At 67.0% G+C, this 22,790-nt stretch carries 23 protein-coding genes; 15 read left to right on the top strand and 8 right to left on the bottom strand.

Translation table 11 applies throughout. The features are described 5' to 3' along the window. Position 1: 1 nt before the first annotated feature. Positions 2–1,771, bottom strand: coding sequence for an aspartate--tRNA ligase (gene aspS, locus MJO58_RS10790; protein ID WP_239722815.1), 1,770 nt, complete (start codon positions 1,769–1,771; stop codon positions 2–4). Positions 1,772–1,831: 60 nt separating this feature from the next. Here aspS and MJO58_RS10785 point away from each other — a divergent pair, with 60 nt between their 5' ends. The 3 genes from MJO58_RS10785 (at position 1,832) to ypfJ (ending at position 4,241) form a co-directional block, all read left to right on the top strand. After that, positions 1,832–2,719 carry an oxidoreductase gene (locus MJO58_RS10785; protein WP_217493172.1) on the top strand — a complete coding sequence of 296 codons (888 nt, stop codon included), beginning with the start codon at positions 1,832–1,834 and terminating at the stop codon, positions 2,717–2,719. Positions 2,720–2,839: 120 nt separating this feature from the next. Then, entirely contained in the window at positions 2,840–3,343 is a 504-nt protein-coding gene (locus MJO58_RS10780) for an SRPBCC family protein (RefSeq protein WP_239722814.1), read from the top strand. A gap of 19 nt (positions 3,344–3,362) precedes the next feature. After that, the gene (ypfJ, locus tag MJO58_RS10775) at positions 3,363–4,241 is read left to right on the top strand and encodes a KPN_02809 family neutral zinc metallopeptidase (RefSeq protein ID WP_090601493.1); all 879 of its coding nucleotides are present in this window, start codon (positions 3,363–3,365) and stop codon (positions 4,239–4,241) included. Positions 4,242–4,257: 16 nt separating this feature from the next. On the opposite strand, the gene MJO58_RS10770 is transcribed toward ypfJ, so the two are convergent. After that, on the bottom strand, positions 4,258–4,698 hold the full coding sequence (locus MJO58_RS10770; RefSeq protein ID WP_090608775.1) for an Rv2576c family protein: 441 nt from the start codon (positions 4,696–4,698) through the stop codon (positions 4,258–4,260). Positions 4,699–4,787: 89 nt separating this feature from the next. On the opposite strand from MJO58_RS10770, the gene MJO58_RS10765 reads away from it, so the two are divergent. Further along, positions 4,788–6,392, top strand: coding sequence for a purple acid phosphatase family protein (locus MJO58_RS10765; RefSeq protein WP_090601492.1), 1,605 nt, complete (start codon positions 4,788–4,790; stop codon positions 6,390–6,392). On the opposite strand, the gene MJO58_RS10760 is transcribed toward MJO58_RS10765, so the two are convergent. Beyond that, positions 6,389–7,411 carry an Rv2578c family radical SAM protein gene (locus MJO58_RS10760; protein ID WP_239722813.1) on the bottom strand — a complete coding sequence of 341 codons (1,023 nt, stop codon included), beginning with the start codon at positions 7,409–7,411 and terminating at the stop codon, positions 6,389–6,391. The genes MJO58_RS10765 and MJO58_RS10760 overlap by 4 nt on opposite strands. Before the next feature lie 83 nt (positions 7,412–7,494). Between MJO58_RS10760 and MJO58_RS10755 the strand changes: the two genes are divergently transcribed. The 5 genes from MJO58_RS10755 to helR all read left to right on the top strand — a co-directional run bounded on the left by MJO58_RS10755 (position 7,495) and on the right by helR (position 11,390). Continuing rightward, entirely contained in the window at positions 7,495–8,058 is a 564-nt protein-coding gene (locus tag MJO58_RS10755) for a TIGR03086 family metal-binding protein (protein ID WP_239722811.1), read from the top strand. After that, positions 8,055–8,369 (top strand): ArsR/SmtB family transcription factor, encoded by a 315-nt coding sequence (locus MJO58_RS10750; protein ID WP_239722810.1) that lies wholly within the window; start codon positions 8,055–8,057, stop codon positions 8,367–8,369. The genes MJO58_RS10755 and MJO58_RS10750 overlap by 4 nt, the downstream gene beginning before the upstream one ends. Further along, the gene (locus tag MJO58_RS10745) at positions 8,366–8,830 is read left to right on the top strand and encodes an SRPBCC family protein (RefSeq protein ID WP_239722809.1); all 465 of its coding nucleotides are present in this window, start codon (positions 8,366–8,368) and stop codon (positions 8,828–8,830) included. The genes MJO58_RS10750 and MJO58_RS10745 overlap by 4 nt, the downstream gene beginning before the upstream one ends. After that, the gene (locus MJO58_RS10740; RefSeq protein WP_239722807.1) at positions 8,827–9,147 is read left to right on the top strand and encodes a hypothetical protein; all 321 of its coding nucleotides are present in this window, start codon (positions 8,827–8,829) and stop codon (positions 9,145–9,147) included. Before MJO58_RS10745 ends, MJO58_RS10740 begins: the two co-directional genes overlap by 4 nt. A 62-nt stretch (positions 9,148–9,209) precedes the next feature. Next, positions 9,210–11,390, top strand: coding sequence for an RNA polymerase recycling motor ATPase HelR (gene helR / locus MJO58_RS10735; protein ID WP_239722806.1), 2,181 nt, complete (start codon positions 9,210–9,212; stop codon positions 11,388–11,390). Positions 11,391–11,405: 15 nt separating this feature from the next. Here helR and MJO58_RS10730 read toward each other — a convergent pair whose 3' ends face one another. The 3 genes from MJO58_RS10730 to MJO58_RS10720 form a co-directional block, all read right to left on the bottom strand. Continuing rightward, positions 11,406–12,872, bottom strand: coding sequence for an HNH endonuclease signature motif containing protein (locus tag MJO58_RS10730; protein WP_239722805.1), 1,467 nt, complete (start codon positions 12,870–12,872; stop codon positions 11,406–11,408). 78 nt (positions 12,873–12,950) lie between these two features. After that, complete coding sequence (locus MJO58_RS10725) at positions 12,951–13,241, bottom strand: hypothetical protein (protein WP_139043262.1); 291 nt, start codon at positions 13,239–13,241, stop codon at positions 12,951–12,953. Between the two features lie 90 nt (positions 13,242–13,331). Next, a complete protein-coding gene (locus tag MJO58_RS10720) occupies positions 13,332–13,979 on the bottom strand; it encodes a TetR/AcrR family transcriptional regulator (protein ID WP_239722804.1) in 648 nt (215 codons plus the stop codon). Between the two features lie 93 nt (positions 13,980–14,072). Between MJO58_RS10720 and MJO58_RS10715 the strand changes: the two genes are divergently transcribed. From MJO58_RS10715 to MJO58_RS10705, 3 genes are read left to right on the top strand one after another with little or no spacing between them, the layout of a single operon-like run. Next, a complete protein-coding gene (locus MJO58_RS10715; protein ID WP_090601487.1) occupies positions 14,073–14,558 on the top strand; it encodes a peroxiredoxin family protein in 486 nt (161 codons plus the stop codon). Continuing rightward, the gene (locus tag MJO58_RS10710; RefSeq protein ID WP_239722802.1) at positions 14,555–14,980 is read left to right on the top strand and encodes a hypothetical protein; all 426 of its coding nucleotides are present in this window, start codon (positions 14,555–14,557) and stop codon (positions 14,978–14,980) included. The genes MJO58_RS10715 and MJO58_RS10710 overlap by 4 nt, the downstream gene beginning before the upstream one ends. 16 nt (positions 14,981–14,996) lie before the next feature. Continuing rightward, positions 14,997–16,130, top strand: coding sequence for an NADH:flavin oxidoreductase (locus tag MJO58_RS10705; RefSeq protein ID WP_239722801.1), 1,134 nt, complete (start codon positions 14,997–14,999; stop codon positions 16,128–16,130). A gap of 2 nt (positions 16,131–16,132) precedes the next feature. On the opposite strand, the gene hisS is transcribed toward MJO58_RS10705, so the two are convergent. Then, on the bottom strand, positions 16,133–17,407 hold the full coding sequence (hisS, locus tag MJO58_RS10700) for a histidine--tRNA ligase (RefSeq protein ID WP_239722800.1): 1,275 nt from the start codon (positions 17,405–17,407) through the stop codon (positions 16,133–16,135). Beyond that, on the bottom strand, positions 17,404–18,078 hold the full coding sequence (locus tag MJO58_RS10695; RefSeq protein WP_239722799.1) for an MBL fold metallo-hydrolase: 675 nt from the start codon (positions 18,076–18,078) through the stop codon (positions 17,404–17,406). Before MJO58_RS10695 ends, hisS begins: the two co-directional genes overlap by 4 nt. Positions 18,079–18,182: 104 nt before the next feature. Between MJO58_RS10695 and MJO58_RS10690 the strand changes: the two genes are divergently transcribed. From MJO58_RS10690 to MJO58_RS10680, 3 genes are all read left to right on the top strand, one after another. Continuing rightward, a complete protein-coding gene (locus MJO58_RS10690) occupies positions 18,183–19,082 on the top strand; it encodes a peptidylprolyl isomerase (protein ID WP_239722798.1) in 900 nt (299 codons plus the stop codon). Positions 19,083–19,218: 136 nt separating this feature from the next. After that, positions 19,219–20,973, top strand: a complete 1,755-nt coding sequence (locus MJO58_RS10685; RefSeq protein WP_239723224.1) for a protein kinase domain-containing protein — start codon at positions 19,219–19,221, stop codon at positions 20,971–20,973. A gap of 125 nt (positions 20,974–21,098) precedes the next feature. Then, positions 21,099–22,787, top strand: a complete 1,689-nt coding sequence (locus MJO58_RS10680) for a protein kinase domain-containing protein (RefSeq protein WP_239723223.1) — start codon at positions 21,099–21,101, stop codon at positions 22,785–22,787. The last annotated feature ends 3 nt before the right edge of the window (positions 22,788–22,790 follow it).

Here is a 22,790-nt window from a genome sequence, read left to right as displayed (position 1 = left end):
CCTAGTCAACCTGTTTGGGTTTGGCATCTATTCCGGATTCCTTGCGCTGCTGTGCGGTGATCGGCGCGGGTGCATTGGTCAGCGGGTCGACACCGCCGCCCGTCTTCGGGAAGGCAATCACCTCGCGGATGGAGTCCACCCCGGACAGCAGTGCGTTGATCCGGTCCCAGCCGAACGCGATACCGCCGTGCGGGGGCGCGCCAAACGTGAACGCCTCCAACAGGAATCCGAACTTCTCCACGGCTTCCGCCTGGTCCAGACCCATCACCGCGAAAACCCGCTCCTGGACGTCGCGGCGATGGATACGGATCGAGCCGCCGCCGATCTCGTTGCCGTTGCAGACGATGTCGTAGGCATCGGCGAGCACCACGCCGGGATCGGTGTCGAGGGCCCCCACGAACTCGGGCTTGGGCGAGGTGAACGCGTGGTGAACCGCGGTCCAGGCGCCGGACCCGACGGCGACATCACCGGCGGCGGTCGCGTCCTCGGCGGGTTCGAACAGCGGCGGGTCGACCACCCAGACGAACGCCCAGGCTCCCGCCTCAATCAGGTTGAGCCGCTGGGCGATCTCGCCGCGGGCCGCACCCAGCAGGGCCCGCGACGCCTTCGCCGGCCCGGCGGAGAAGAAGATGCAGTCGCCCGGGCTGGCCCCGACGTGGCCGGCCAGTCCGTCGCGTTCGGCATCGGTCAGGTTCTTGGCCACCGGACCGCTCAGCTCGCCCCCCTCGCCGACCAGCACGTAGGCCAGCCCGCGGTGCCCGCGCTGTTTGGCCCACTCCTGCCAGCCATCCAGCGTCCGGCGCGGCTGCGACGCCCCGCCGGGCATCACCAGCGCACCGACGTACGGCGCCTGGAACACCCGGAAGGTGGTGTCGGAGAAGAACTCTGTGCACTCGACAAGCTCCAGCCCGAAGCGCATGTCCGGCTTGTCGGAGCCGAACCGTCGCATGGCCTCGGCGTAACTGATGCGCGGAATCGGCGTCGGGATCTGGTAGCCGATCAGGGCCCACAGCGCGCCCAGGATCTCCTCGGAGATCGCGATGATGTCCTCGACGTCGACGAAACTCATCTCCATGTCGAGCTGAGTGAATTCCGGTTGCCGGTCGGCACGGAAATCCTCGTCGCGATAGCAGCGCGCGATCTGGTAGTAGCGCTCCATGCCGGCCACCATCAGCAACTGTTTGAACAGCTGCGGGCTTTGCGGCAGCGCGTAGAACGATCCGGGGTGCAGCCGGGCCGGCACCAGGAAGTCGCGGGCACCCTCCGGCGTCGAACGGGTGATCGTCGGCGTCTCGATCTCGACGAAGTCGTGACGCGCCAGCACCGCGCGAGCGGCGGCATTCACCTTGGAACGCAACCGAATTGCCGCAGCAGGTCCGTCGCGGCGCAGGTCGAGGTAGCGGTACTTGAGCCGCAGCTCCTCGCCCGCCGGCTCGTCCAACTGGAATGGCAGCGGCGCACTTTCGCCGAGCACGGTCAACGACGTGACGTTCAATTCGACATCGCCGGTGGGAATCTCGGCGTTGGCGTTGCCTTCCGGGCGGATCTCGACGACGCCTTGCACCGCGACGCAGAACTCGGCGCGCAACCGGTGCGCCTGTTCCAGCACGTCTGCCGCGCGGAAGACCACCTGCGCGATGCCGGACGCGTCCCGCAGGTCGATGAAGATGACGCCACCGTGATCGCGGCGGCGAGCCACCCACCCGACCAGCGTCACCTGTTGGCCGGCGTCGCGATCACGTAGTGAACCAGCGGCGTGGCTGCGCAGCACGAATACTCCTCTTGACGTTGGACGACTGACCAGTCTAAGGGGCCGTGTAACTTCGCCTTTATCGCCACAAACATCGCTCTCGTGGGTCCCGGTGCTGTCGGCACGACGGTCGCCGCGCTCCTGTACCAGGCCGGGCATTCGGTGCTGGTCTGCGGTCGCACGGCCCGCGACAGCATCGAACTGCGTCCCGACGGCCAGGACCCGATCGTGGTGCCCGGGCCCGTCCACACCGATCCCGCCCTGATCTGCGACCCCGTCGACGTCGTGATACTGGCGGTCAAGGCCACCCAGAACGAGGCCTCGGCCGGCTGGCTGTCGCGCCTGTGCGCCGAGCACACCATCGTCACGGTGCTGCAGAACGGCGTCGAGCAGGTCGAGCAGGTCCAGCCGCTGTGCCCATCGTCGCCCGTGGTCCCCGGGATCGTCTGGTACGGCGCCGAGACCCAGCCCGGGGGGTGGGTCCGCCTGCGCACGGAGCCCGCGCTGGTGCTGCCCAGCGGCCCCGCGGCCGCGACGGTTGCCGAGTTGCTGCGCGGCGCCGGCTGCCGGGTGGACTGCGACCCCGACTTCCTCACCGCCGCATGGCGCAAGCTGCTGACCAACGCGCTGGCCGGCTTCATGGCGCTGTCGCGGCGGCGCTCCGGCATGTTCCGCCGCGACGACGTCGCCGAGTTGTCGCGGCGCTATGTGGCCGAATGCCTGGCCGTCGCGCGAGCCGAGGGCGCCCGGCTGCCCGACGACGTGGTCGACGAGTTGGGCGGGCTCTTCCGGCAGGCCCCCGAGGACATGGGCACCTCGATCCTGGCCGACGCGGAGAACCACCGGCGGATGGAGTGGGACATCCGCAACGGGGTGATCATCCGCAAGGCACGCGCGCACAACCTGCCGACACCGATCAGCGATGTGCTGGTGCCGCTGCTGGCCGCAGCCAGCGACGGTCCCGGCTGAGTTAGATCGGCCCGCCTCCTGCGCCCGCCGCTTCGCGGCGCGCATCGTCACCGGGCTGAGTTAGATCGGCCCTGCGCCCGCCGCTTCGCGGCGCGCATCGTCACCGGGTTAAGTTAGGCCATGCATCCCTGCGAGCGCGTCGACCTCGACTTCATCGAGAACGCGCCATTCCGGTTCCGCAACAGCGTCGACCTGGCGATAACGCCCGAGCAGGTTTTCGAGGTGCTGGCCGACGCCGAGGCCTGGCCGAGCTGGGCGTCGGTGATCACCAAGGTCACCTGGACCAGTCCCGAACCTCGTGGGGTCGGCACCACCCGCATCGTCGAGATGCGCGGCGGCATCACCGGCGACGAGGAGTTTTTGGCTTGGGAACCGTTCACCCGCATGGCATTTCGGTTCAACGAGTGCTCGACGGCAGCCGTCGCCGCCTTCGCCGAGGACTACCGCGTCGAGGTTATCCCCGGCGGCTGCCGGCTGACCTGGACCATGGCCCAGAAGCCCGCCGGGCCGGCACGATTTGCGATGGTCTTCGCCGGGCCGCTGCTGAACCTGGGCCTGCGCCGATTTCTGAGCAACCTGCGCCGCTATACCGACAACCGATTTGCTGCTACGCAACAGCGTTAGGTGTGTGCAAAGCTAAACCATGACCTTCAACGAGGGTATGCAGATCGACACCAGCACCGCGGATTCGTCCGGCGGTGGCGGCATGGGGATGGCCCTCGGGGGCGGCGGCGTCGGGCTGCTGATCCTGGTCGCGGCCTTGTTCTTCGGCATCGATCCCGGCAAGGTCATGGCGCCGCAGGGCGCGAATACCGGCGGCTACTCGGCGCCCGGCTTCGACTTGAGCCAGTGCAAGACCGGAGCCGACGCCAACAAGTACGTGCAGTGCCGGGTGGTCGCCACCGGCAACTCCGTGGACGCGGTCTGGCACCAGCTGATGCCGAACTACACCCGTCCGCATGTGCGGCTGTTCACCGGATCGGTCAACACCGGCTGCGGACCGGCCACCACGGCGGTGGGGCCGTTCTACTGCCCGGTGGACCAGACCGCGTATTTCGACACCGACTTCTTCAAGGAGCTGGTTGATCGATTCGGTTCCAGCGGTGGCCCTTTCGCGCAGGAGTACGTGGTTGCCCATGAATACGGCCACCACGTCCAGCAGTTGCAGGGCAACCTGGGCCGCGCCCAGCAGGGCGCCCAGGGCGCCGGCGGGAACGGGGTCCGCACGGAGTTGCAGGCCGACTGCTACGCCGGCATCTGGGCGCACTACGCGTCGACGGTCAAGCAGGAAAGCACCGGCGTGCCGTACCTAGAGCCGCTGAGTGACAAGGATATTCAGGATGCGCTCTCGGCTGCCGCGTCCGTCGGCGATGACCGGATCCAGAAGGAGTCGACCGGGCGCGTCAACCCGGAGTCGTGGACCCACGGATCCGCCGCGCAGCGCCAAAAGTGGTTCACCATCGGCTACCAGACCGGCGATGTGCAGCAGTGCGACACATTCGCCTCGACGAACCTCGGCTAGACCTCGGGCGAGCCGACTAACCGGCTTTGCAGGTGACGGTGGTGGTGGCGTCCGCGTGGGCGACCACCTGGCCGTCCACCGCGATCTCGCAGTGGAACGAGGCGGGGCCGTTACCCGAATCCGGCCAGTGCAGCATGCCGCTGGCGGTGATGCTCGCGTACTGATTCGGGTTTGCCAGCGTCGCCGTGTAGGTAACCGGCGCTCCCCCGCTGAGCGGGGCCTGCACGCTGGTCATGAACTTCGACGGGTCCGCGCTGTAGGCGGCCTGGCTGGGCGGATCGGAACTCACATAGTTCACCGTGGCAGTCAGGTTGCCGGTCGAGGTGATCGTGTAAGTCACCTGGTGGCCGTCCGCATGCGCCGTGGCCGGTCCGAGAATCACTCCCCCGACCAGCGCAAACGTTGCCGACGCGACCGCGCTGGCCCCTTTTCGCAGGTTCGTCTTCACGCTCGTCATATCGAAAACGCTACCGGATTTGTTACCGACGGCTCCGGCGTTCACCGCTTGATACGCCAACTGTCGCCCGGCTCGGGTATGAAACATGCATGACCGACGACGCCGACCCCGCCGCGCCGGACAGCGGGTCGGGCATTAGCCGCCGCCGGTTGTTGACCACCAGCGCCACCTCGGCGGTCGTCGGGATGGGTGTTGGCGCAGGCGTCGGGGTGGGCGCCGCCGCGCTGTTGTGGTCCCACTCGCCCGGGCCCGGGCTGCTGCGCCGGCCGGATCGCGACGGTGCACCGCCGGTGTTCGGCCTGCACCTGCAATTCGGCAAGAACGCCGGCACCGAGGTGGTGGTGTCATGGCACAGCACCGAGGCCGTCCGCAATCCGCGGGTCATGCTTGGCACGCCGGGATCCGGTTTCGGCCAGACCGTTGCGGCAGAAACCCGAACTTACCGAGATGCTAAGTCCAACAACGAGGTTCGTGTCAACCACGCTCGCCTGACCAACCTGACTCCGGATACCGACTATGTGTATGCCGCGGTGCACGACGGCGCCGAACCGGAGCAGGGCACCGTCCGGACCGGACCTGTGGGGCGAAAGCCGTTGCGCTTCACAAGCTTCGGCGATCAGTCGACCCCGACTCTGGACAGGATGCCCGATGGCACCTACAGCACCGACAACATCGGTTCACCCGCGGCCGCCGACACCACGCTGGCGATCGAGCGCCTCGGACCGCTGTTCAACCTCGTCAACGGCGACCTGTGCTACGCCAACCTCGCCCAGGACCGCGTCCGCACCTGGTCCAACTGGTTCGAGAACAACACGCGTTCGGCGCGCTACCGACCGTGGATGCCGGCGGCCGGCAACCACGAGAACGAGTTGGGCAACGGGCCGGTCGGCTACGGCGCGTACCAGACGTACTTCACGGTGCCCGATTCCGGGGCAAGCCCTGAACTGCGTGGGCTCTGGTACTCGTTCACCGCCGGTTCGGTGCGGGTGATCAGCCTTAACAACGACGACGTGGCCTACCAGGACGGCGGCAACTTCTACATCCACAACTATTCGGGTGGCGAGCAGAAGCGTTGGCTGACAGCTGAACTCGCGGCGGCGCGGCGCGATCCCGATATCGACTGGGTGGTCATCTGCATGCATCAGACCGCCGTGTCGACCGCCGAGCGCGCCAACGGCGCCGACCTCGGCGTCCGCGAGCAATGGTTGCCGCTGTTCGACCAGTACCAGGTCGATCTGGTGTTGTGCGGCCACGAGCACCACTACGAGCGGTCCCATCCGTTGCGGGGAACCGAAAACACCGACACCCGAACGCCGATACCCGTCGACACCCACGACGTGATCGACACGACGCGCGGGACGGTGCACGTCGTCGCGGGCGGCGGCGGCACCTCGGCACCGTCTAACGGCATGCTCTTCCCCGAGCCCCGGTGCCGGGTGATCACCGGCGTCGGCGCGTTCGATCCCTCGATCGGGCGCAAGAAGCCGATTTACGTCCTCGAGGACGCACCATGGTCGGCGTTTCGCGACTTCGAGAACCCCTATGGCTTCGTGGCTTTCGACGTCGATCCCGGCCAACCCGGCGGCAACACCTCGATCACGGCCACGCATTATGCACTGCGCGGGCAACTCGGCGCGGTTGCCGTCGTGGAGCAGTTCACCCTGACCAAACCGCGCGGCGACAAGCCCGCTTAGAACAGTGTGGGCTGGTTGGGTTCCGGCTCGGTTTTCGGCGCCTGCGAAAACGGTCGCTGGTCACCGGACAGCCCGTGTTTGGCGATCAGCGGCGCGGCCCGGGCCCGGAGCATCTCGCGATAGTCGGGCGGCAAATATGCTCCGCGCCTATACAACTCGCGGTAGCGGCCGACGAGTTCGGGATGCGAACCGGCCAGCCAGGACATGAACCAGGCGCGGGTGGAACGGCGCAGATGCAAGCCGAACACGGTGACGCTGGTGGCACCGGCGACCGAGATCTGGCCGAGCAGGCGGTCGAGGTGCTCGACGGAGTCGGTGAGGTGTGGCAGCACCGGCGCGACCATCACGTGGCAGTCCAGGCCGGCGTCGCGGATCGCGGCGATCAGCCCCAGTCGCGCCTGCGGCGTCGGCGTTCCCGGCTCGACGTCGCGGTGCAGCTCCGCATCCCCGACCGCCAGCGACACCGCGACCGACACCGGAACCTGTTGTGCCGCAGCGGTAATCAGTGGCAGGTCGCGGCGCAGCAGGGTGCCCTTGGTCAGGATGGACAGCGGCGTACCGGATTCGGCGAGTGCGCCGATGATGCCGGGCATCAACGCGTAGCGGCCCTCTGCGCGCTGGTAAGGATCGGTGTTGGTGCCCAGCGCGACCGCGTCACGTCGCCACGACGGCCGGCGCAGCTCGCGGCGCAATACCTCCGCGACATTGGTCTTGACCACAATCTGGGAGTCAAAGTCGGTGCCGGAGTCGAAGTCCAGATACTCGTGGGTGGGGCGGGCGAAACAATAGCGGCAGGCGTGCGAGCAGCCGCGGTAACCGTTGACGGTGTAGCGAAACGGCAGTGCGGCCGCGTCCGGAATTCTGTTGAGCGCCGATTTGCAGAGCACCTCGTGAAAGGTGATCCCCTCGAACTGCGGTGCGCGCACGCTGCGGACCAGGCCGATCCGCTGCAGGCCTGGTAATGCTCCGTCATCGACCGGTTGCCCGTTGACAGCTACGGCCTGATCCGCCCACCGCATGACGCTATTCGAACAATTGTTCGATGCGATGTCAAGCGGGCTACACCCTTGACCGTTTGTTTAGCTATAGCTAAATTTAGCGAATGCTAAACAAAGAGGTACTGGTCGATCCCGTCACGCTGTATCGCACGGCGACCGAGCGAGCGATCACCGTCGTTGAGACGGTTCGGTCGGATCAACTCGATTGGCCCACACCGTGTTCGCAATGGACCGTGCAGCAGCTCATCGACCATCTGGTCGGGAGCGCAGAGTATCTGCTGGCAGCGACGTCGGGTCGGCAACCCGCAGTGGTAACGGACGCGATGCCCGACGACTATCGCCGGGACGTGCAGCGAGTGCTGTCCGCTGTCACGAAGCCGGGAGTGCTGGAACAAATCTGCGTGTCCCCGCTCGGCTTTGATTGGCCACTCGCTCAGGCGGTCGCCGGAACGTTCATGGATGTGCTGATCCACACCTGGGATCTGGCGCGCGCCACCGATCAAGACGTGCGGCTCGACCCACGTCTGGTCCAGGCCTGCACGTCGATGTTCTTACCCGAGATGCCCAGGCGGGGAAGGGAAGCCGGCATCATCGGACCGGAGGTGGAAGTCAGCGCCGACGCGTCGGCGCAGGATCGGCTCCTGGCCGCGATGGGTCGTCGCCCATGAGCCAACCGGCCATTGAGGACGCGATCAGGGCACTGGCCCACCCGGGTCGGCGGGCCATGCTGCAGCTGGTCTGGGACCAGGAACGCACCGCTTCTGCTCTCGCCGAAGCCGCGGGCTTGTCGAAATCGGCTGCCAGCCAACATCTCAGGCTGCTGCGCGAGGCCGGCCTGGTGGAGGTCCGGGTGGAGGCCACCCGCCGGCTGTATCGCGCCGACCTTGGTCGCGTTGGCCAGATCGCGGCGATGCTCGATGAGTTCTGGGCCGCTCCGCTGCAACGGCTGCGTACGATCGCCGAATCAGATCCGACATGAAACTGGCCACCCAGCAACTCGTGGTTCATGCCAGCGCGCAACGAGTGTTCGACCTCTTTACCGATCCGGATCAATTCGTTCAGTGGATGGCGCCCCAAGCCACGCTCGAGCCGGTCCCCGGCGGGATCGTGCGATGGACACATCCCAACGGCGACACCGTTTCTGGCCACTACCTAGAGATCACGCCGAATCGGATCGTGTTCACCTACGGATGGGAACGCCCCGATGTCGAAATACCGCCCGGGTCAACCACTGTCGAGATCGACCTGACCCCCCAGCCGGACGGTTCCACCTTGGTCACGCTGGTTCATCGCGGACTCGACAAACCCGCCGCCGATGCCCACCGCGGCGGCTGGGTGCACTACCTCGACCGCATCCGACGCACCGCCGAGGGCGAGGACGTCGGCGCCGACCCGTGGGCAGAACGTCGCGTGCCCACGCTTGCGGAGCGGCGATCATGACCGGCCAGGTCTCCCCCGAGGCCTGGTTCTGGGAACTCGCGGACATCCTCTTGAAAATCGATTCGGTGACTCGTTCGACGATGATGGGCTTGCCTTGCCTGCGCGTCAACGGTCTCTTCTTCGCATCGTTCGACCCACGAACCGACTGCTTGGTGGTCAAGGTTGCCGCGGCGCGAGTCGATGAACTAATTACTTCCGAGTTGGGCTTACCCTTCGCTCCAGCCGGGCGACGCTTTCGGGAGTGGGCCGCGATCGCGCCCACTCAATCGGCGCTCTGGCCGACCTTGCTCGACGAGGCCCTGGCTTTTTGCAGTTGATCGAGGGGCACTATTGGATTGAGGAGCCCTCTAGCTCCTAGAACAGAAGTGGCGGAGGGGTCTTGTCGAATCCTGAGTATGAAAGCGAACTGCGGTCCGAGCAGGGGTACGTGACCGGGCTCTATGCGCGCCTCGATACCGAGCGTGCCCGGGCGAAGGAGAATTTCCGCGCGGCATTGCTGGGCGACGGCGAAAGCCTTTCGGACCGGGATGCCGAGGTACGCGCGGTGGCCAGGGAGGTCAAACGGCTCGACGTGGCGGACTACGGGCTGTGCTTCGGGCGGCTGGACGCCATCTCGGGCGAACGTTCCTACATCGGGCGGATCGGCCTGTTCGATGCCGACAACGAGTACCGACCACTGTTGGTCGACTGGCGGGCGCCGGCCGCGCGCGCCTTCTACGTCGCGACCGCAGCCAGCCCCGAGGGCATGCGCCGGCGCCGCCAGTTCCACACCCGCGGGCGGCGCATCGAAGACTTCACCGACGAGGTGTTCGGCCGGCCGGGTGCGGACGCGCAAGGGGACGCGGCCTTGCTGGCGGCGATCAACGCGCCGCGCGGCGAGGGCATGCGCGACATCGTGGCGACCATTCAGGCCGAGCAGGACGAGATCATCCGGCTCGATCACCCCGGCGTCCTGGTGATCGAGGGCGGCCCCGGCACCGGGAAGACGGTGGTGGCGCTGCACCGCGTCGCGTACCTGCTGTACACCCAGCGCGAGCGCATCGAGCGCCACGGAGTGCTTGTGGTGGGCCCTAATTCGGCGTTTTTGCGCCACGTCGATCGCGTGCTGCCGTCGCTGGGCGAGTCCAGCGTGGTGTTCACGACGCCGGGCGATCTGGTGCCCGGGATGCACGTCACCGCCGAGGACAGCCCGGAGAGTGCGGCGTTCAAGGGCTCGCTGAAAATCCTCGACGTGCTGGCCGCCGCGATCGCCGACCGACAGCGGGTGCCCGAGCGCCCGCTCGAGATCGAACTGGCGGATGTGACGATGCGCATCGACGCCGAGATCGCGGGGTGGGCGCGCGAAGAGGCGCGCGGTAGCGGACAACCGCACAACCAGGCCCGCGCGGTGTTCGTCGACATCCTCACCTGGGCGCTGACCGAGCGGGCGATCGCCCGGATCGGCCGCGGCTGGCTGACCCGGGAGGACCGCAGCGCGTGGGAACAACTGCGTTCCGACCTGCTCGCCGAGCTCGCGGACAACGAACAGTTCACCGCGGCGCTCGACCGGCTCTGGCCGATCCTGACACCGCGGGAGCTGTTGGCTTCGCTGTACCTCTCCCCCGAGCGGCTGCATGCCGTCGGTGCTCCCCAGGCGCTGTTGCGCGTCGACGGCGAGGCCTGGACCGTCTCGGACGTGCCGCTGCTCGACGAGCTGGTCGATCTGTTGGGCCGCGACAAGGCGGCCGAGGCCGCCGAGGCGAGTGCCAAGCGCGAGCGCAATTACGAGGCCGAATACGCCGCCGGCGTGCTGGACCTGATGGTCGCGCGCGAGGATCTGATGGACGACGAGGACCAACTGATGGCCCGCGATGTGATCCATGCCGAGGCGCTGGCCGATCGGTTCATCGAGCGCGACACGCGTGAACTCGCCGAACGTGCTGCGGCAGATCGGGATTGGACCTATCGCCATGTCGTCGTCGACGAGGCCCAGGAACTGTCCGAGATGGACTGGCGGGTGTTGATGCGGCGCTGCCCGGGCCGGTCCTTCACCGTGGTCGGCGACCTCGCCCAGCGCCGGTCGGCAGCCGGCGCGACATCGTGGCACGCGATGCTGCAGCCGTACGTGCCGGACCGGTGGGATTACCGGTCGCTGACGGTCAACTACCGCACCCCGGAAGAGATCATGACGGTCGCCGCCGCGCTGCTCGAGGAGTTCGCGCCGGGGATTCAGCCACCGGAGTCGGTTCGCGCGTGCGGCGTGCGGCCGTGGTCCCGGCGAGTCACCGACGACGAATTGCCGAGCGCGATCCAAGAATTCGTGCGCGACGAAGACGGTCGCGAAGGCACCAGCGTCGTGATCGGTCCACCCGGTGTGCCAGGCACGGTGCCGGTGTCGCAGACCAAGGGACTGGAGTTCGACGCCGTGCTGGTGGTCGACCCGCAACGGATCCTCGCGGACGGCCCGCGCGGCGCGTCCGAGCTCTACGTCGCCCTGACCCGCGCCACGCAACGCCTCGGGGTCCTGCACCGAGAACCGTTGCCCCAGGCGCTGTCCGGTCTGGCCGTCGCCCTCGCGTAAACCGTTGATCGGCAATCAGAATGGTGGAGGTTCTTCGTCGGCCTCGGGAGGTGCCGGGCCGACACGCGCTGTTTGATTCCGTCGACGCTCGACGGCGATCCGCGCGGCGCGGTTCTGGGCGCGGGTGCGACGTCGGAGGGGCATCATCGCGATCCGCTCGCCGCAATAATCCTGCGGCAGATCGACTTCGGGAGCCGGCGCACCGCCCGTCGCCAGGCATAGACTCGGAAAGAGCAGCGCGCTGCCCGGTGTGGTGACGTGGGTTTGCCCGGCCGGCGACGTCAGGATCAATGTCCCGTCCGGCAGCTGCTCGTCGCGCCATCCCCAGAACGTCTTGACCAGGTGATGCGTGCGGCAGTAGCACTTGAGGTTCGACGCGTGGGTCGGTCCCCCGCTGGCGTACGGGATCGTATGGTCAAGGTCACACTCGATCGCCGGGCGGTCGCAGCCGGGCCAGCGGCACGTCAGGTCCCGGCATCGCACAAAATCCCGCAACGCCCTGGACGGCACGTACCCGGGCTCCGGCGGCGCGTCGGCGGGATGGATCAGTGGCACCATCTTGGCCGACTTGGCCAGTTCTGCAACGAGTTCCGGTGCGATGAGGCCATCCGCTCCGAGCTGGGAGGCCGGCACCGAACCGGTGCCCGCGATCGTGGCCTGCTCGGCGATCACATGAATGACGACGGGCGATGCGGCCGGCCGGTCGCCCGCCGCGCAGTCCGGCCGGCCACACCGGCAGCCGAGCCGGTCGGCCGCTACAGCCAGCGCCCCCAGCGCGTCCGCCCGGCGCTCGTCGAGGCCTCGAGGATCATGCTCACACACCGTGCCGGACAACGCATTCAGCCGCTTTTCCAGAGCCCGCGCATCTGGAGTCAGTAAGGAACCGTGGATCTCCGAGATGCCGTCCCCGATGTCGCCGATCCAGATCTCGCGCCCGCACTGGCGTTCCTTACGCCGCCGGACGGCATCCGCGTCGGCCCGCATGACGATGCTGTCCACCTGTCCGGCGAGACGACCCTGGGTCATCGATGGCCAACGCGGCACCTTGACGGCCAGCTCCGCGTCGACTCTGGCCAGTACCTCGTCGTCGATCAGCAGATCGGTGCGATAGACGATGGTCTGAAACGTCCGATAGTCGATGTCGCCGGTCTCGAAGACTTCCGCGACCCTCGGCAGCCGCTCACGCATTGCGCGGGCGTACCGCAGACGGCTGGCCGCCAGTCCCTGACCGATCCGCAATGCCGCCGCCACTTCGGCGGCCACCGCCTCCATGGTGTCGACCGCCCACGCTTCGGTGTCCGAACAACGAGATAGCCGATAGCCGAACAGATCCCCGATGGCCACCAGTTGGGCGGCCGCTGCCCGGTTCTCCAGTCGCGCGGACGAGCGGATTCGATCCACCAAGGTCGCGGAGTCGGGCGTGGCGGATGGATAGCGCCGTTCGAAGACCTCGTCGATCGTTTCGCAGCCACTCGAACTCATGTTCGAATAGTAGCACTACCCGCCGACAAAGTCAGACTGAAACTGATGTGGCACAAGTGATTTGGAGTGCCGCCGCCTTCACGCCTCGTCGGACAACAACTCCTTGGGCTGAGGAGCCGGGACGGCCCGCCCGGTCATCACACCCATCAGCCCGTCTTGGTAGGTGAGCCCCGGCGGTTTGCCCTGCACGGCGGCGGGCGGCGGGTCGTCGGGCCGTGGGCTAGCCTTCGGCCACGCTGGCGGTACCGATAACGACCCGAGCGCGGGCGACGCGCCCAGAGCCGCACACTCGACCACAACGCTGGAGAAATCGCGGAACGATTTCACCCTGGGAGCGGTTGTCCCGCTCTGCATCTCAACACGTTCCACGGACGGCTCCTTACCGGCGGCCTATAACGCGGCGACGACGCCTGTCCCGCGCAATCTTGTACGACCGTACAATAAGAGCGCCTAGCTCTTCTAGGATTCGCTGAATTTCGTCTGGCCGCGCCGGTAGGCGGCGATGTGCCCGAGTGCCATGTTCACGGCGAGTTCAACAGGTCGGGCGCTGCGCATGGTCTGCGCCATCAGCAGTCCGCCTTGCAGTGCACTCATCACGGTCAACGCGAGGTCGGCGGGGTCGGCGTTCGCGGAGAGTTCGCCGCTGTCGCGCATGATCGCCAAGCCCGCGGATAGATACGACTGCCACTCGGCGAACGCCTGCGCAAGCTCTTCGCGCGCCGAATCGGACCGCTCCGCGAGCTCGCCCACTAGCGAGCCCAGCGGACAACCCCCCACACCTTGCGTCGCACGGGTCATGGCGACGACGTGCTCACACCACCGTTGCAGGCCCTCCCACGAAGAGACCTCGCCCAGATTGGGCTGCTGGGCCGCAATGACCTGGCCGAGTTGGGTTTTCACCACCTCGCGGATGAGGTCGTCCTTGTTGGCGAAGTAGTGGTACAGCTGCGACTTGCTGGTGCCGGTCGCCGCCATCACGTCGTCCAGACTCGTTCCGGCAACCCCCTGTTTGTGGACGAGTGCTGCCGCCGCGGCGACGATGCGGGCTCTGGTCGCCGCACCACGACTCGTCAGGCGCGTAGCACCAGGGCGGTCATTCGAGGACATGCACGAAAGCTTAGAGCGAATTGGACTTGATAGTCCACTGCGGCTTCAGCAGAATTTGGCGACGTATTCTGCTACCCCTCCGAAAGGATGACATTGTCTCGCCTGAACTACGGCCAGCGGTTCCCCGCGCTCGAGGTCCCCGCTGTCGGTGGCGGCACCATCTCGCTGCCCGGCGATCTCGCCGGTTCCTACGGCGTCGTCTTGATGTACCGAGGGTCCTGGTGCCCGTACTGCAATGCTCAGCTGGCCGCGTTCTCTCGCGCATTCGACGCGCTGACCGAGCTGGGGGTCAAGGTCGTCGCCTTGTCGGTCGACGATGCCCAGACCTCCGCGGAGCTGGTCTCCAAGCGCAAGCTGCGCTTCCCGGTCGGCCACAGCGCGGATGCCGACACGATCGCCGCGGCGACGGGCGCCTACGTCAATGACGACCCGCACTTTCTGCAATCGACCGGCTTCATCTTGGCACCGGACGGGACGGTGCGGCTCGCCGTGTACTCGAGCGGCGCCATCGGCCGGTTGGTCGCCGACGACGTGATCGGCTTCATCCGCTACATAACCGAGCATCCGGACGCACGGTGAGCAACACGCACAGGGTCCTGACCTATAACTCGATGTTTCTGGGTTCCACGACGTTCGTGTTCGGCGTCTTGAAATTTTTCGAGCCATTTCGGACGTGGTTCGATGTTCAGATCACCAAAAGTGGTCTCCCGCGACTCAGCATCCCCGTGGGCATTGCCGGAGAGATATCCATTGGTCTCGCGCTGCTTTCGGCTTCCTGGTTCAGACGGAAGCCGTCGAATCTGTTTCGCCCGATCGTCGCCGGCGCCTCGGCGGGGCTGATTGCCAACATGGCGGGTGCCACCTATGTGCACTTGCACCCGCAGGTGCCGGCAAACGTGCTTCCCCTGAAGATAAAGCCTCCAGTTATCCCGCTGCTCTTTATGTCGTTGTCTGCGGTGAATCTCTTTCAACTGCATCGCGAAAAAGGGCCGCAATCCTAAAGGCAAGGATGACCTCGTGACCGACCCCGTACACCCGCCGCACCAGAGCCTGTTCACCCCGGCGACCATCGGCAACGTCGACCTCGCCAATCGCGTCGCCCTGTCGCCGATGACGCGAGTGAGCGCGACGGCCGACGGTCTGCCCACCGACCGGATGGCTTCTTACTACCGCGCATTCGCCCTGGGCGGCTTCGGTCTGTTGATCACCGAAGGGCTCTACATCGACGACCTGACGAGTCAGGGGTACCTCTTCCAACCCGGCATCGCGAACTCCAGTCACGCCGCGGCCTGGCGTCGGGTCGTCGACGGCGTCCATGACTGTGGGGCCAAGTATTTCGCCCAACTCATGCACGCCGGCAGCCAGTCGCAGGGCAACCCGCACACAACGACGACCTGGGGCCCGTCCGCAATACGCCCGAAAGGCGAGCAACTGCCCATGTACCGCGGTTCCGGCCCATTCCAAATTCCCCAGGCGATGACCACCGAGCACATCGACCAAGTCCGCTCCGCCTTCGTCAATGCCGCACGGCAGGCGCGCGACGCCGGGTTCGACGGAGTCGAGATCCACGGCGCAAACGGCTACCTGCTCGACGAATTTCTCACTGATTACCTGAATACGCGCACCGACCGGTACGGCGGCAGCGTCGCCAATCGGGTGCGGCTGGCGGCCGAGGTCTGCCATGACGTCGTGTCGGCCGTCGACGGCGACATCGCCGTCGGTATCCGGATCTCCCAGGCAAAGGTGTCCGACAATCGCCATCGGTGGGCCGGCACCGAGGACGACGCAGCCATCATCTTCGGCACTCTGGCCGACACCGGCATCGACTACGTCCATACCACCGAATATCGGGCGCTGGCACCAGCATTCGCCGAATCTGACAAATCGCTCGCACAACTCGCGAAGCAACACAGCGGGCTGTCGATAATCGCCAACGGCCATCTCGACGACCCCCGGGACGCCGCCGCGATCATCGATTCCGGCGCCGCTGATGTTGTCGCCCTGGCCAAACCGGCGCTGGCCAACCGGGACTGGCCCCACCGGGTGCGGTCCGGCCAACCGTTATCGCCCGACGTGCCCAGGGATGTATTCGGGCCCGTCGCCAATATCAAAGACTGGGAAGTCGCCGGCGCAGACCGGAAGATCGGTTGAACTCAACGCCCGAGACGCGAGAGCACCTCGGCGACAACCGAATCGAGCGACACCGACACCTGTTCCCCGGTCGCGAGATCCTTGACGCCGATTGTGCCGGCCTCCAGATCGCGATCGCCGGCCACCAGCGCGTAGCGGGCACCGGACCGGTCGGCGGCGCGCATCGCACCCTTGAGCCCGCGGTCGCCGTAGGCCATATCGACCCGGACACCCGCGGCGCGCAGCTCACCGCCCAGCACCGCCAGCCGCAGCTTAGCCGCCTCGCTCAACGGCACACCGAAGACCTCGCAGTGGCTGGTCTCCCCCACGCTGCGGCCCTCGGCCCGCAGCGCCAGCAGCGTGCGGTCCACTCCGAGCCCAAATCCGATGCCGGACAGGTCCTGTCCGCCGAGCCGGCGCATCAGCCCGTCGTAGCGGCCACCGCCACCGATGCCCGACTGGGCGCCCAGCCCGTCGTGCACGAACTCGAAGGTGGTCTTGGTGTAGTAGTCCAGCCCCCGCACCATCCGCGGGTTGATGACATAGGGCACACCCAGCGCATCCAGGTGGGCCAGCACCGTGTCGAAGTGCTGCTTGGCCGCATCGGACAGGTGGTCGAGCAGCACCGGGGCGTCGGCCGTCATGGCCTTCACCTCGGGCCGTTTGTCGTCGAGCACGCGCAGCGGGTTCAGTCGTGCGCGTCGTAACGTTTCCTGGTCGAGATCGAGCCCAAATAGGAACTCCTGCAACAGTTCCCGGTACTGTGGGCGGCAACTGTCGTCGCCCAGCGAGGTGATCTCCAGCCGGAACCCAGTCAGGCCCAGCGACCGGAACCCGCCGTCGGCAATCGCGATCACTTCGGCGTCCAGCGCCGGGTCGTCGACGCCGATCGCCTCCACGCCCACCTGCTGCAGCTGGCGATACCGGCCGGCCTGAGGACGCTCGTAACGGAAAAACGGCCCGGCGTAACAGAGTTTGACGGGCAGCGCGCCGCGGTCCAAGCCGTGCTCGATCACCGCGCGCACCACCCCGGCGGTGCCCTCCGGCCGCAGCGTCACGGAGCGCTCACCGCGGTCGGCGAAGGTATACATCTCCTTGGACACCACGTCGGTGGATTCACCGACGCCGCGGGCGAACAGCCCGGTGTCCTCGAAGATGGGCAGCTCGATGTCGCCATAGCCGGCCCGGCGGGCGGCTCCGAGCAGGCCAGAGCGCACCGCGACGAATTGTGCCGAGTCCGGCGGGACATAGTCGGGCACGCCCTTGGGCCCGGAGAAGGCGGTGAACGACTCCGTCATCCGGCCAGGCCTTCGAGGAACGGATTGAAACGCCGCTCGGCGCCGATCGTGGTCGCGCCGCCGTGGCCGGGCAGCACCACGGTGTCGTCGTCGAGCACCAGGAGCTTGTCGATGATCGAGGTCAGCAAATCGCGACCACTGCCGCCGAACAGGTCGGTGCGGCCGACCGAGCGCTCGAACAGCGTGTCGCCGGTGAACACCACATCTTTGTCGGACTTGGCGGCTTGGGCGACCCGGAACACCACCGATCCGCGGGTGTGCCCGGGCGTGTGATCGACGTTGACGCTGAGGTTGCCCAGGTCGATCTTGTCGCCGTCGCGGTCCAGTTCAATCACCTGCTTGGGCTCGCGGAAGAACGCACCCGTCATCAGCTGCGCCAGCCGCGGCCCCATGCCGAAGATCGGGTCTTTGAGCATGAAGCGGTCTGCGGGATGAATGTAAGTCGGGCAGCCGTAGGTATCGGACACCTTCTGAGCAGACCACATGTGGTCGATGTGCCCGTGGGTGAGCAGCACGGCGGCCGGGGTGAGCCGATTCTGGTCAAGAATGCGCCGCAGCGGCGCCATCGCTCGCTGCCCCGGATCCACGATCACGGCGTCCGTACCGGGGCGCTCGGCCAGCACGTAGCAGTTGCACTGCAACATGCCGGCGGGAAATCCGGTTATCAACACGTTTGTCATTTTCCCACGGGGGCCAGTTGACACCGCTCGCGCCGCCCGCATTAGCCTGAGCCTGCTAACCCGCCCCCACTGACGAGCATGGAGGCATACCGGCCGTGCCGACCAACGAACAACGACGCGCGAACGCCAAGCGCAAACTCGAACGGCAGCTCGAACGCCGCGCGAAGCAAGCCCGCATGCGCCGCATCCTACTCATCGTCGGCGGTGTGGTCGCGGCCATCGCGGTGATCGCCGCGGTGGTGGTGACCGTGATCAACACGAACAACAAGCACAAGCACGACACGGCAGCGCCGACGACGAGCAACTCGCCGGCGACGTCCGGCACGACGACTCCGCAAACCGGTCAGGTTCCGCCGGTTCCGCCGCTACCGGTCTTCAAACCGTCGGACACCGTGGGCGCCAACTGCCAGTACCCACCGTCGACGGACCCGGCCGCCAAGCCGGTCAAGCCGCCGCGCACCGGCAAGGTGCCGACCGATCCCGCGCAGGTGAGCGCCAGCATGGCGACCAGCCAGGGCAACATCGGCCTGCTGCTGGCGAACAACGAATCACCTTGCACGGTCAACAGTTTCGCGAGCCTGATCGGGCAGAAGTACTTCGACAACACCAAGTGCCACCGGCTGACCACCTCGGACACGCTGGGCGTCCTGCAGTGTGGTGATCCCAAGGGTGACGGCACCGGCGGACCGGGTTACCAGTTCGCCAACGAGTATCCGACCGACCAGTACCCGCCGAACGACCCCAAGCTGCGCGAACCGGTGCTCTACCCGCGCGGCACCCTCGCGATGGCCAACGCCGGACCCGGCACCAACGGCAGCCAGTTCTTCATGGTCTACAAGGACTCGCAGCTGCCGCCCCAGTACACCGTCTTCGGCACGATTCAGCCCGACGGGCTGGCCGTTCTCGACAAGATCGCCAAGGGCGGCATCAACGGTGGCGGTGAAGACGGCGCACCGAACAGCGAAGTCACGATCAAGTCGATCCTGCTGGACTAAACCCGAGGCAGCGCAACACGAGTCGTTACGGGTTCGTGAAATTTGGTGCCCCCATGGGCCGACACCTTAAGGTCATTGCGTGGTGACGGAGTCATTCGGACATTACGAACTGCGCGAGCTGCTGGGCCGCGGGGGCATGGGACAGGTATTTCGCGCCTATGACACCAGCACGGACCGCGTCGTCGCGCTCAAGGTGTTGCCCGCGCATCTGGCCGACGACGAGGAATTTCAGCAGCGGTTCCGGCGTGAGGCGCGCATCGCGGCGAGCTTGAACGATCCGCACATGGTGCCGATCCACAGCTACGGCGAGATCGACGGCCGCCTGTATGTCGACATGCGGCTGATCGAGGGCCGCGACCTGTTGGCCTACATCGCCGAAAACGGCGGACGGCTGAGCCCCGAGCGCGCCGTCGCGGTCGTCGAACAGGTTGCCGCAGCACTGGATACGGCCCACGAGGTCGGCCTGATCCACCGCGACATCAAGCCGTCCAACATCCTGGTGTCCACCCGCGACTTCGTCTACCTGATCGACTTCGGGCTGGCGCGCACCGCCGCCGACACCGCGCTGACCCACACCGGGCACACAATGGGCACGATGGCCTACATGGCCCCCGAGCGCTTCCGGGGCATCACCGATCACCGCGCCGACGTCTACGCGCTGGCCTGCGTGCTCTACGAATGCCTGACCGGGCATCTGCCCTACCCCGGCGACACCTTCGAAGAACAGCTCAACGCGCACCTGAACACCCCGCCGCCGCGCGCCTCGTTCACCGTGCCCGGCGTCCCGCCCGCCCTGGACGAGGTGGTCGCCCGCGGCATGGCAAAAGACGTCGACCACCGCTACCAGACGGCCATCGAGTTCGCCGACGCCGCCAAAGCCGCACTGGCAAGCCACGGCGGCACCATCCCGCCCAGCCCGCCACCACCGCCGTCCTACCCGGCAACGGCGGCCACCCCGGCGCCGCCGCCTGCGCAAACCACGCCCACCCCGACGGCCCACACCCCGCAGCAATCCCAGCCGCAGAAATCGAACCGGGGCCTGATCGTCGGCATCGTCGCGGCATCGCTCTTCACGCTGGCCATGGTCACGTTGCTGGTCGTCGCCCTGGTGACGAACGGAGATTCCTCGTCGAACAATGCGACATCCAGCGCCGCACCCCGCCCGAGGTCGCCCAAGCAAGGACCCACCTTCGGCGGACCGGGCGCGGCGACGACCCCGGCCACCCCGAACGGCAATGTCGCGCCGCCGTTGCCGGCCTTCGCCCCGCCACCCGACCTGGGTGCCAATTGCCAATACGTGGTCGTCGGCAGCGATTCCGTGGATGCATCCCCCAAGCCCGTCAACCTGCCTCCGTCCGGCAGGGTCTCGACCACGCCGGCGCAGATTCCCGCCACGCTTTCCACCAACTTCGGCGATATCGGCATCACGCTCGCCAACAATGAGTCACCGTGCACGGTGAACAGCTTCGTCAGCCTGGCCCGCCAACAATTCTTCGACGGCACCACCTGCCCGCGCCTGTCCACCGGCTCCGACGGCGCGACGCTGGTGTGCGGTGGCCCGGACAAGGACGGCAACGGCGGCCCCGGTTACGAATTCGCCGACGAATACCCCACCAATCAATATCCGCCCGGAGATCCCGCGCTCAGGGCGACGGTGGTGTACCCGCGCGGAGCCGTGGTCATGGCCACCAACGAGCCCAACACCAACGGCAGCCAGTTCGTGATGTTCTACCAGGACACCGAGGCTCCGCCGACGTTCACGGTGCTCGGCAACATCGACGCGGCCGGCCTGGCGGTCCTCGATAAGATCGCCGCGGCAGGAGTCGCCGGCCACCGGCCGACCGGCCTTCCCACGTCTCCGGTAACGATCAACTCGGTGCGGGTCGGCTAACACCAAAGCCGTTGCGCTAACGGCGCGGATCCCACGATTTGGCGCGCACGACGGCTTATGGTCGTTGGGTGTCGACCGAAGTATTCGGACATTACGAACTACAGGGCCTGTTGGGGCGCGGCGGGATGGGACAGGTGTTCCGCGCTCACGACACCCGCACCGACCGGGTGGTTGCCCTCAAGGTGTTGCCCGCGCATCTGGCCGACGACGAGGAATTTCAGCAGCGGTTCCGGCGTGAGGCGCGCATCGCGGCGAGCTTGAACGATCCGCACATGGTGCCGATCCACAGCTACGGCGAGATCGACGGCCGCCTGTATGTCGACATGCGGCTGGTCGAGGGCCGCGACCTGTTGGCCTACATCGCCGAAAACGGTGGACGGCTGAGCCCCGAGCGCGCCGTCGCGGTCGTCGAACAGGTTGCCGCAGCACTGGATACGGCCCACGAGGTCGGCCTGATCCACCGCGACATCAAGCCGTCCAACATCCTGGTGTCCACCCGCGACTTCGTCTACTTGATCGACTTCGGGCTGGCGCGCACCGCCGCCGACACCGCGCTGACCCACACCGGGCACACCATGGGCACGATGGCCTACATGGCCCCCGAGCGCTTCCGGGGCATCACCGATCACCGCGCCGACGTCTACGCGCTGGCCTGCGTGCTCTACGAATGCCTGACCGGGCATCTGCCCTACCCCGGCGACACCTTCGAAGAACAGCTCAACGCGCACCTGAACACCCCGCCGCCGCGACCGTCGGCAGCCTCGACGGACGTATCGCAAGCGCTCGACGCGGTGGTCGCGCGCGGCATGGCAAAAGACGTCGACCGGCGCTTCCAGACGGCCATCGAGCTGGCGCAGGCGGCCCGGGCCGCCCTGAGCAGCCCGTCCTCGACCGCGGCCTGGAGCGCGCCGCCGGCGCAACCGCCTGCCTCCCAGCCGCCGGCACCCCGGCCCGAATCGGGAGCGTCACAGCAACCCAAACCGGCGAATTCCCGGCGATTGATCTTGGGCATCGTCGGCGGATCGGTCGTGGTGCTCGCCGCGGTGATAACGCTGGTGGTTGTCCTGGTGACCCACCACAACAGCGGATCCTCAACGGCGACAACCAGCACGACGATGCGGATCCCGGTGCACACCAAAGAGCCCAGACCCGGAATCGGGCCGGGGGCGCCCGTTCCGGCTTTGCCGGCGTTCGCCCCGCCGCCCGACCTCGGCGCCAACTGCCAGTACCCAGCGGCGCAGGAAGCGTCCGTCAAGCCCGTCAACCCACCGCCGTCGGGCAAGATATCCACCGAACCGCCGGTGATCCGGGCGACCATCACCACCAACGTCGGCGATATCGGCATCGCGCTGGACAACGCCAAAGCCCCCTGCACGGTGAACAGCTTCGTCAGCCTGGCAAGACAGCAATTCTTCGACGGCACCCAATGCGGCAAGCTGATAATCCAGTCCGATTTCGGCATCCTGCAGTGCGGCGGCCCCGACACCGAAGGCACCGGCGGCCCGGGCTATGAGTTCGCCAACGAATACCCCGCCAACCAGTACAGCGCAGGCGATCCCGCCTACAAGCAGCCCGTGCTGTACCCGCGCGGGGCGCTCACCACGGCGCCCTTCGACGGGCCCAATCCGAGCGGAAGCCAATTCAATCTGACCTACAAGGACAGCGTCAGCGACCCGAACTGCACGGTCTTCGGCACGATCGATCAGGCGGGCCTGGCGACGATCGACAAGATCGTGAAGGCCGGCGTTCTCGGCAACGGTGACGACGGGCTGCCGTCCAGCCCGGTCACCATCACCTCGGTGCGGATCGGCTGAGGC

This window comes from Mycobacterium lentiflavum (genome assembly GCF_022374895.2).
GTDB classification, from domain to species: domain Bacteria; phylum Actinomycetota; class Actinomycetes; order Mycobacteriales; family Mycobacteriaceae; genus Mycobacterium; species Mycobacterium lentiflavum.
The sequence above is the reverse complement of the archived record's forward strand: the minus strand, read 5'-3'. Positions and strand labels throughout refer to the sequence as shown.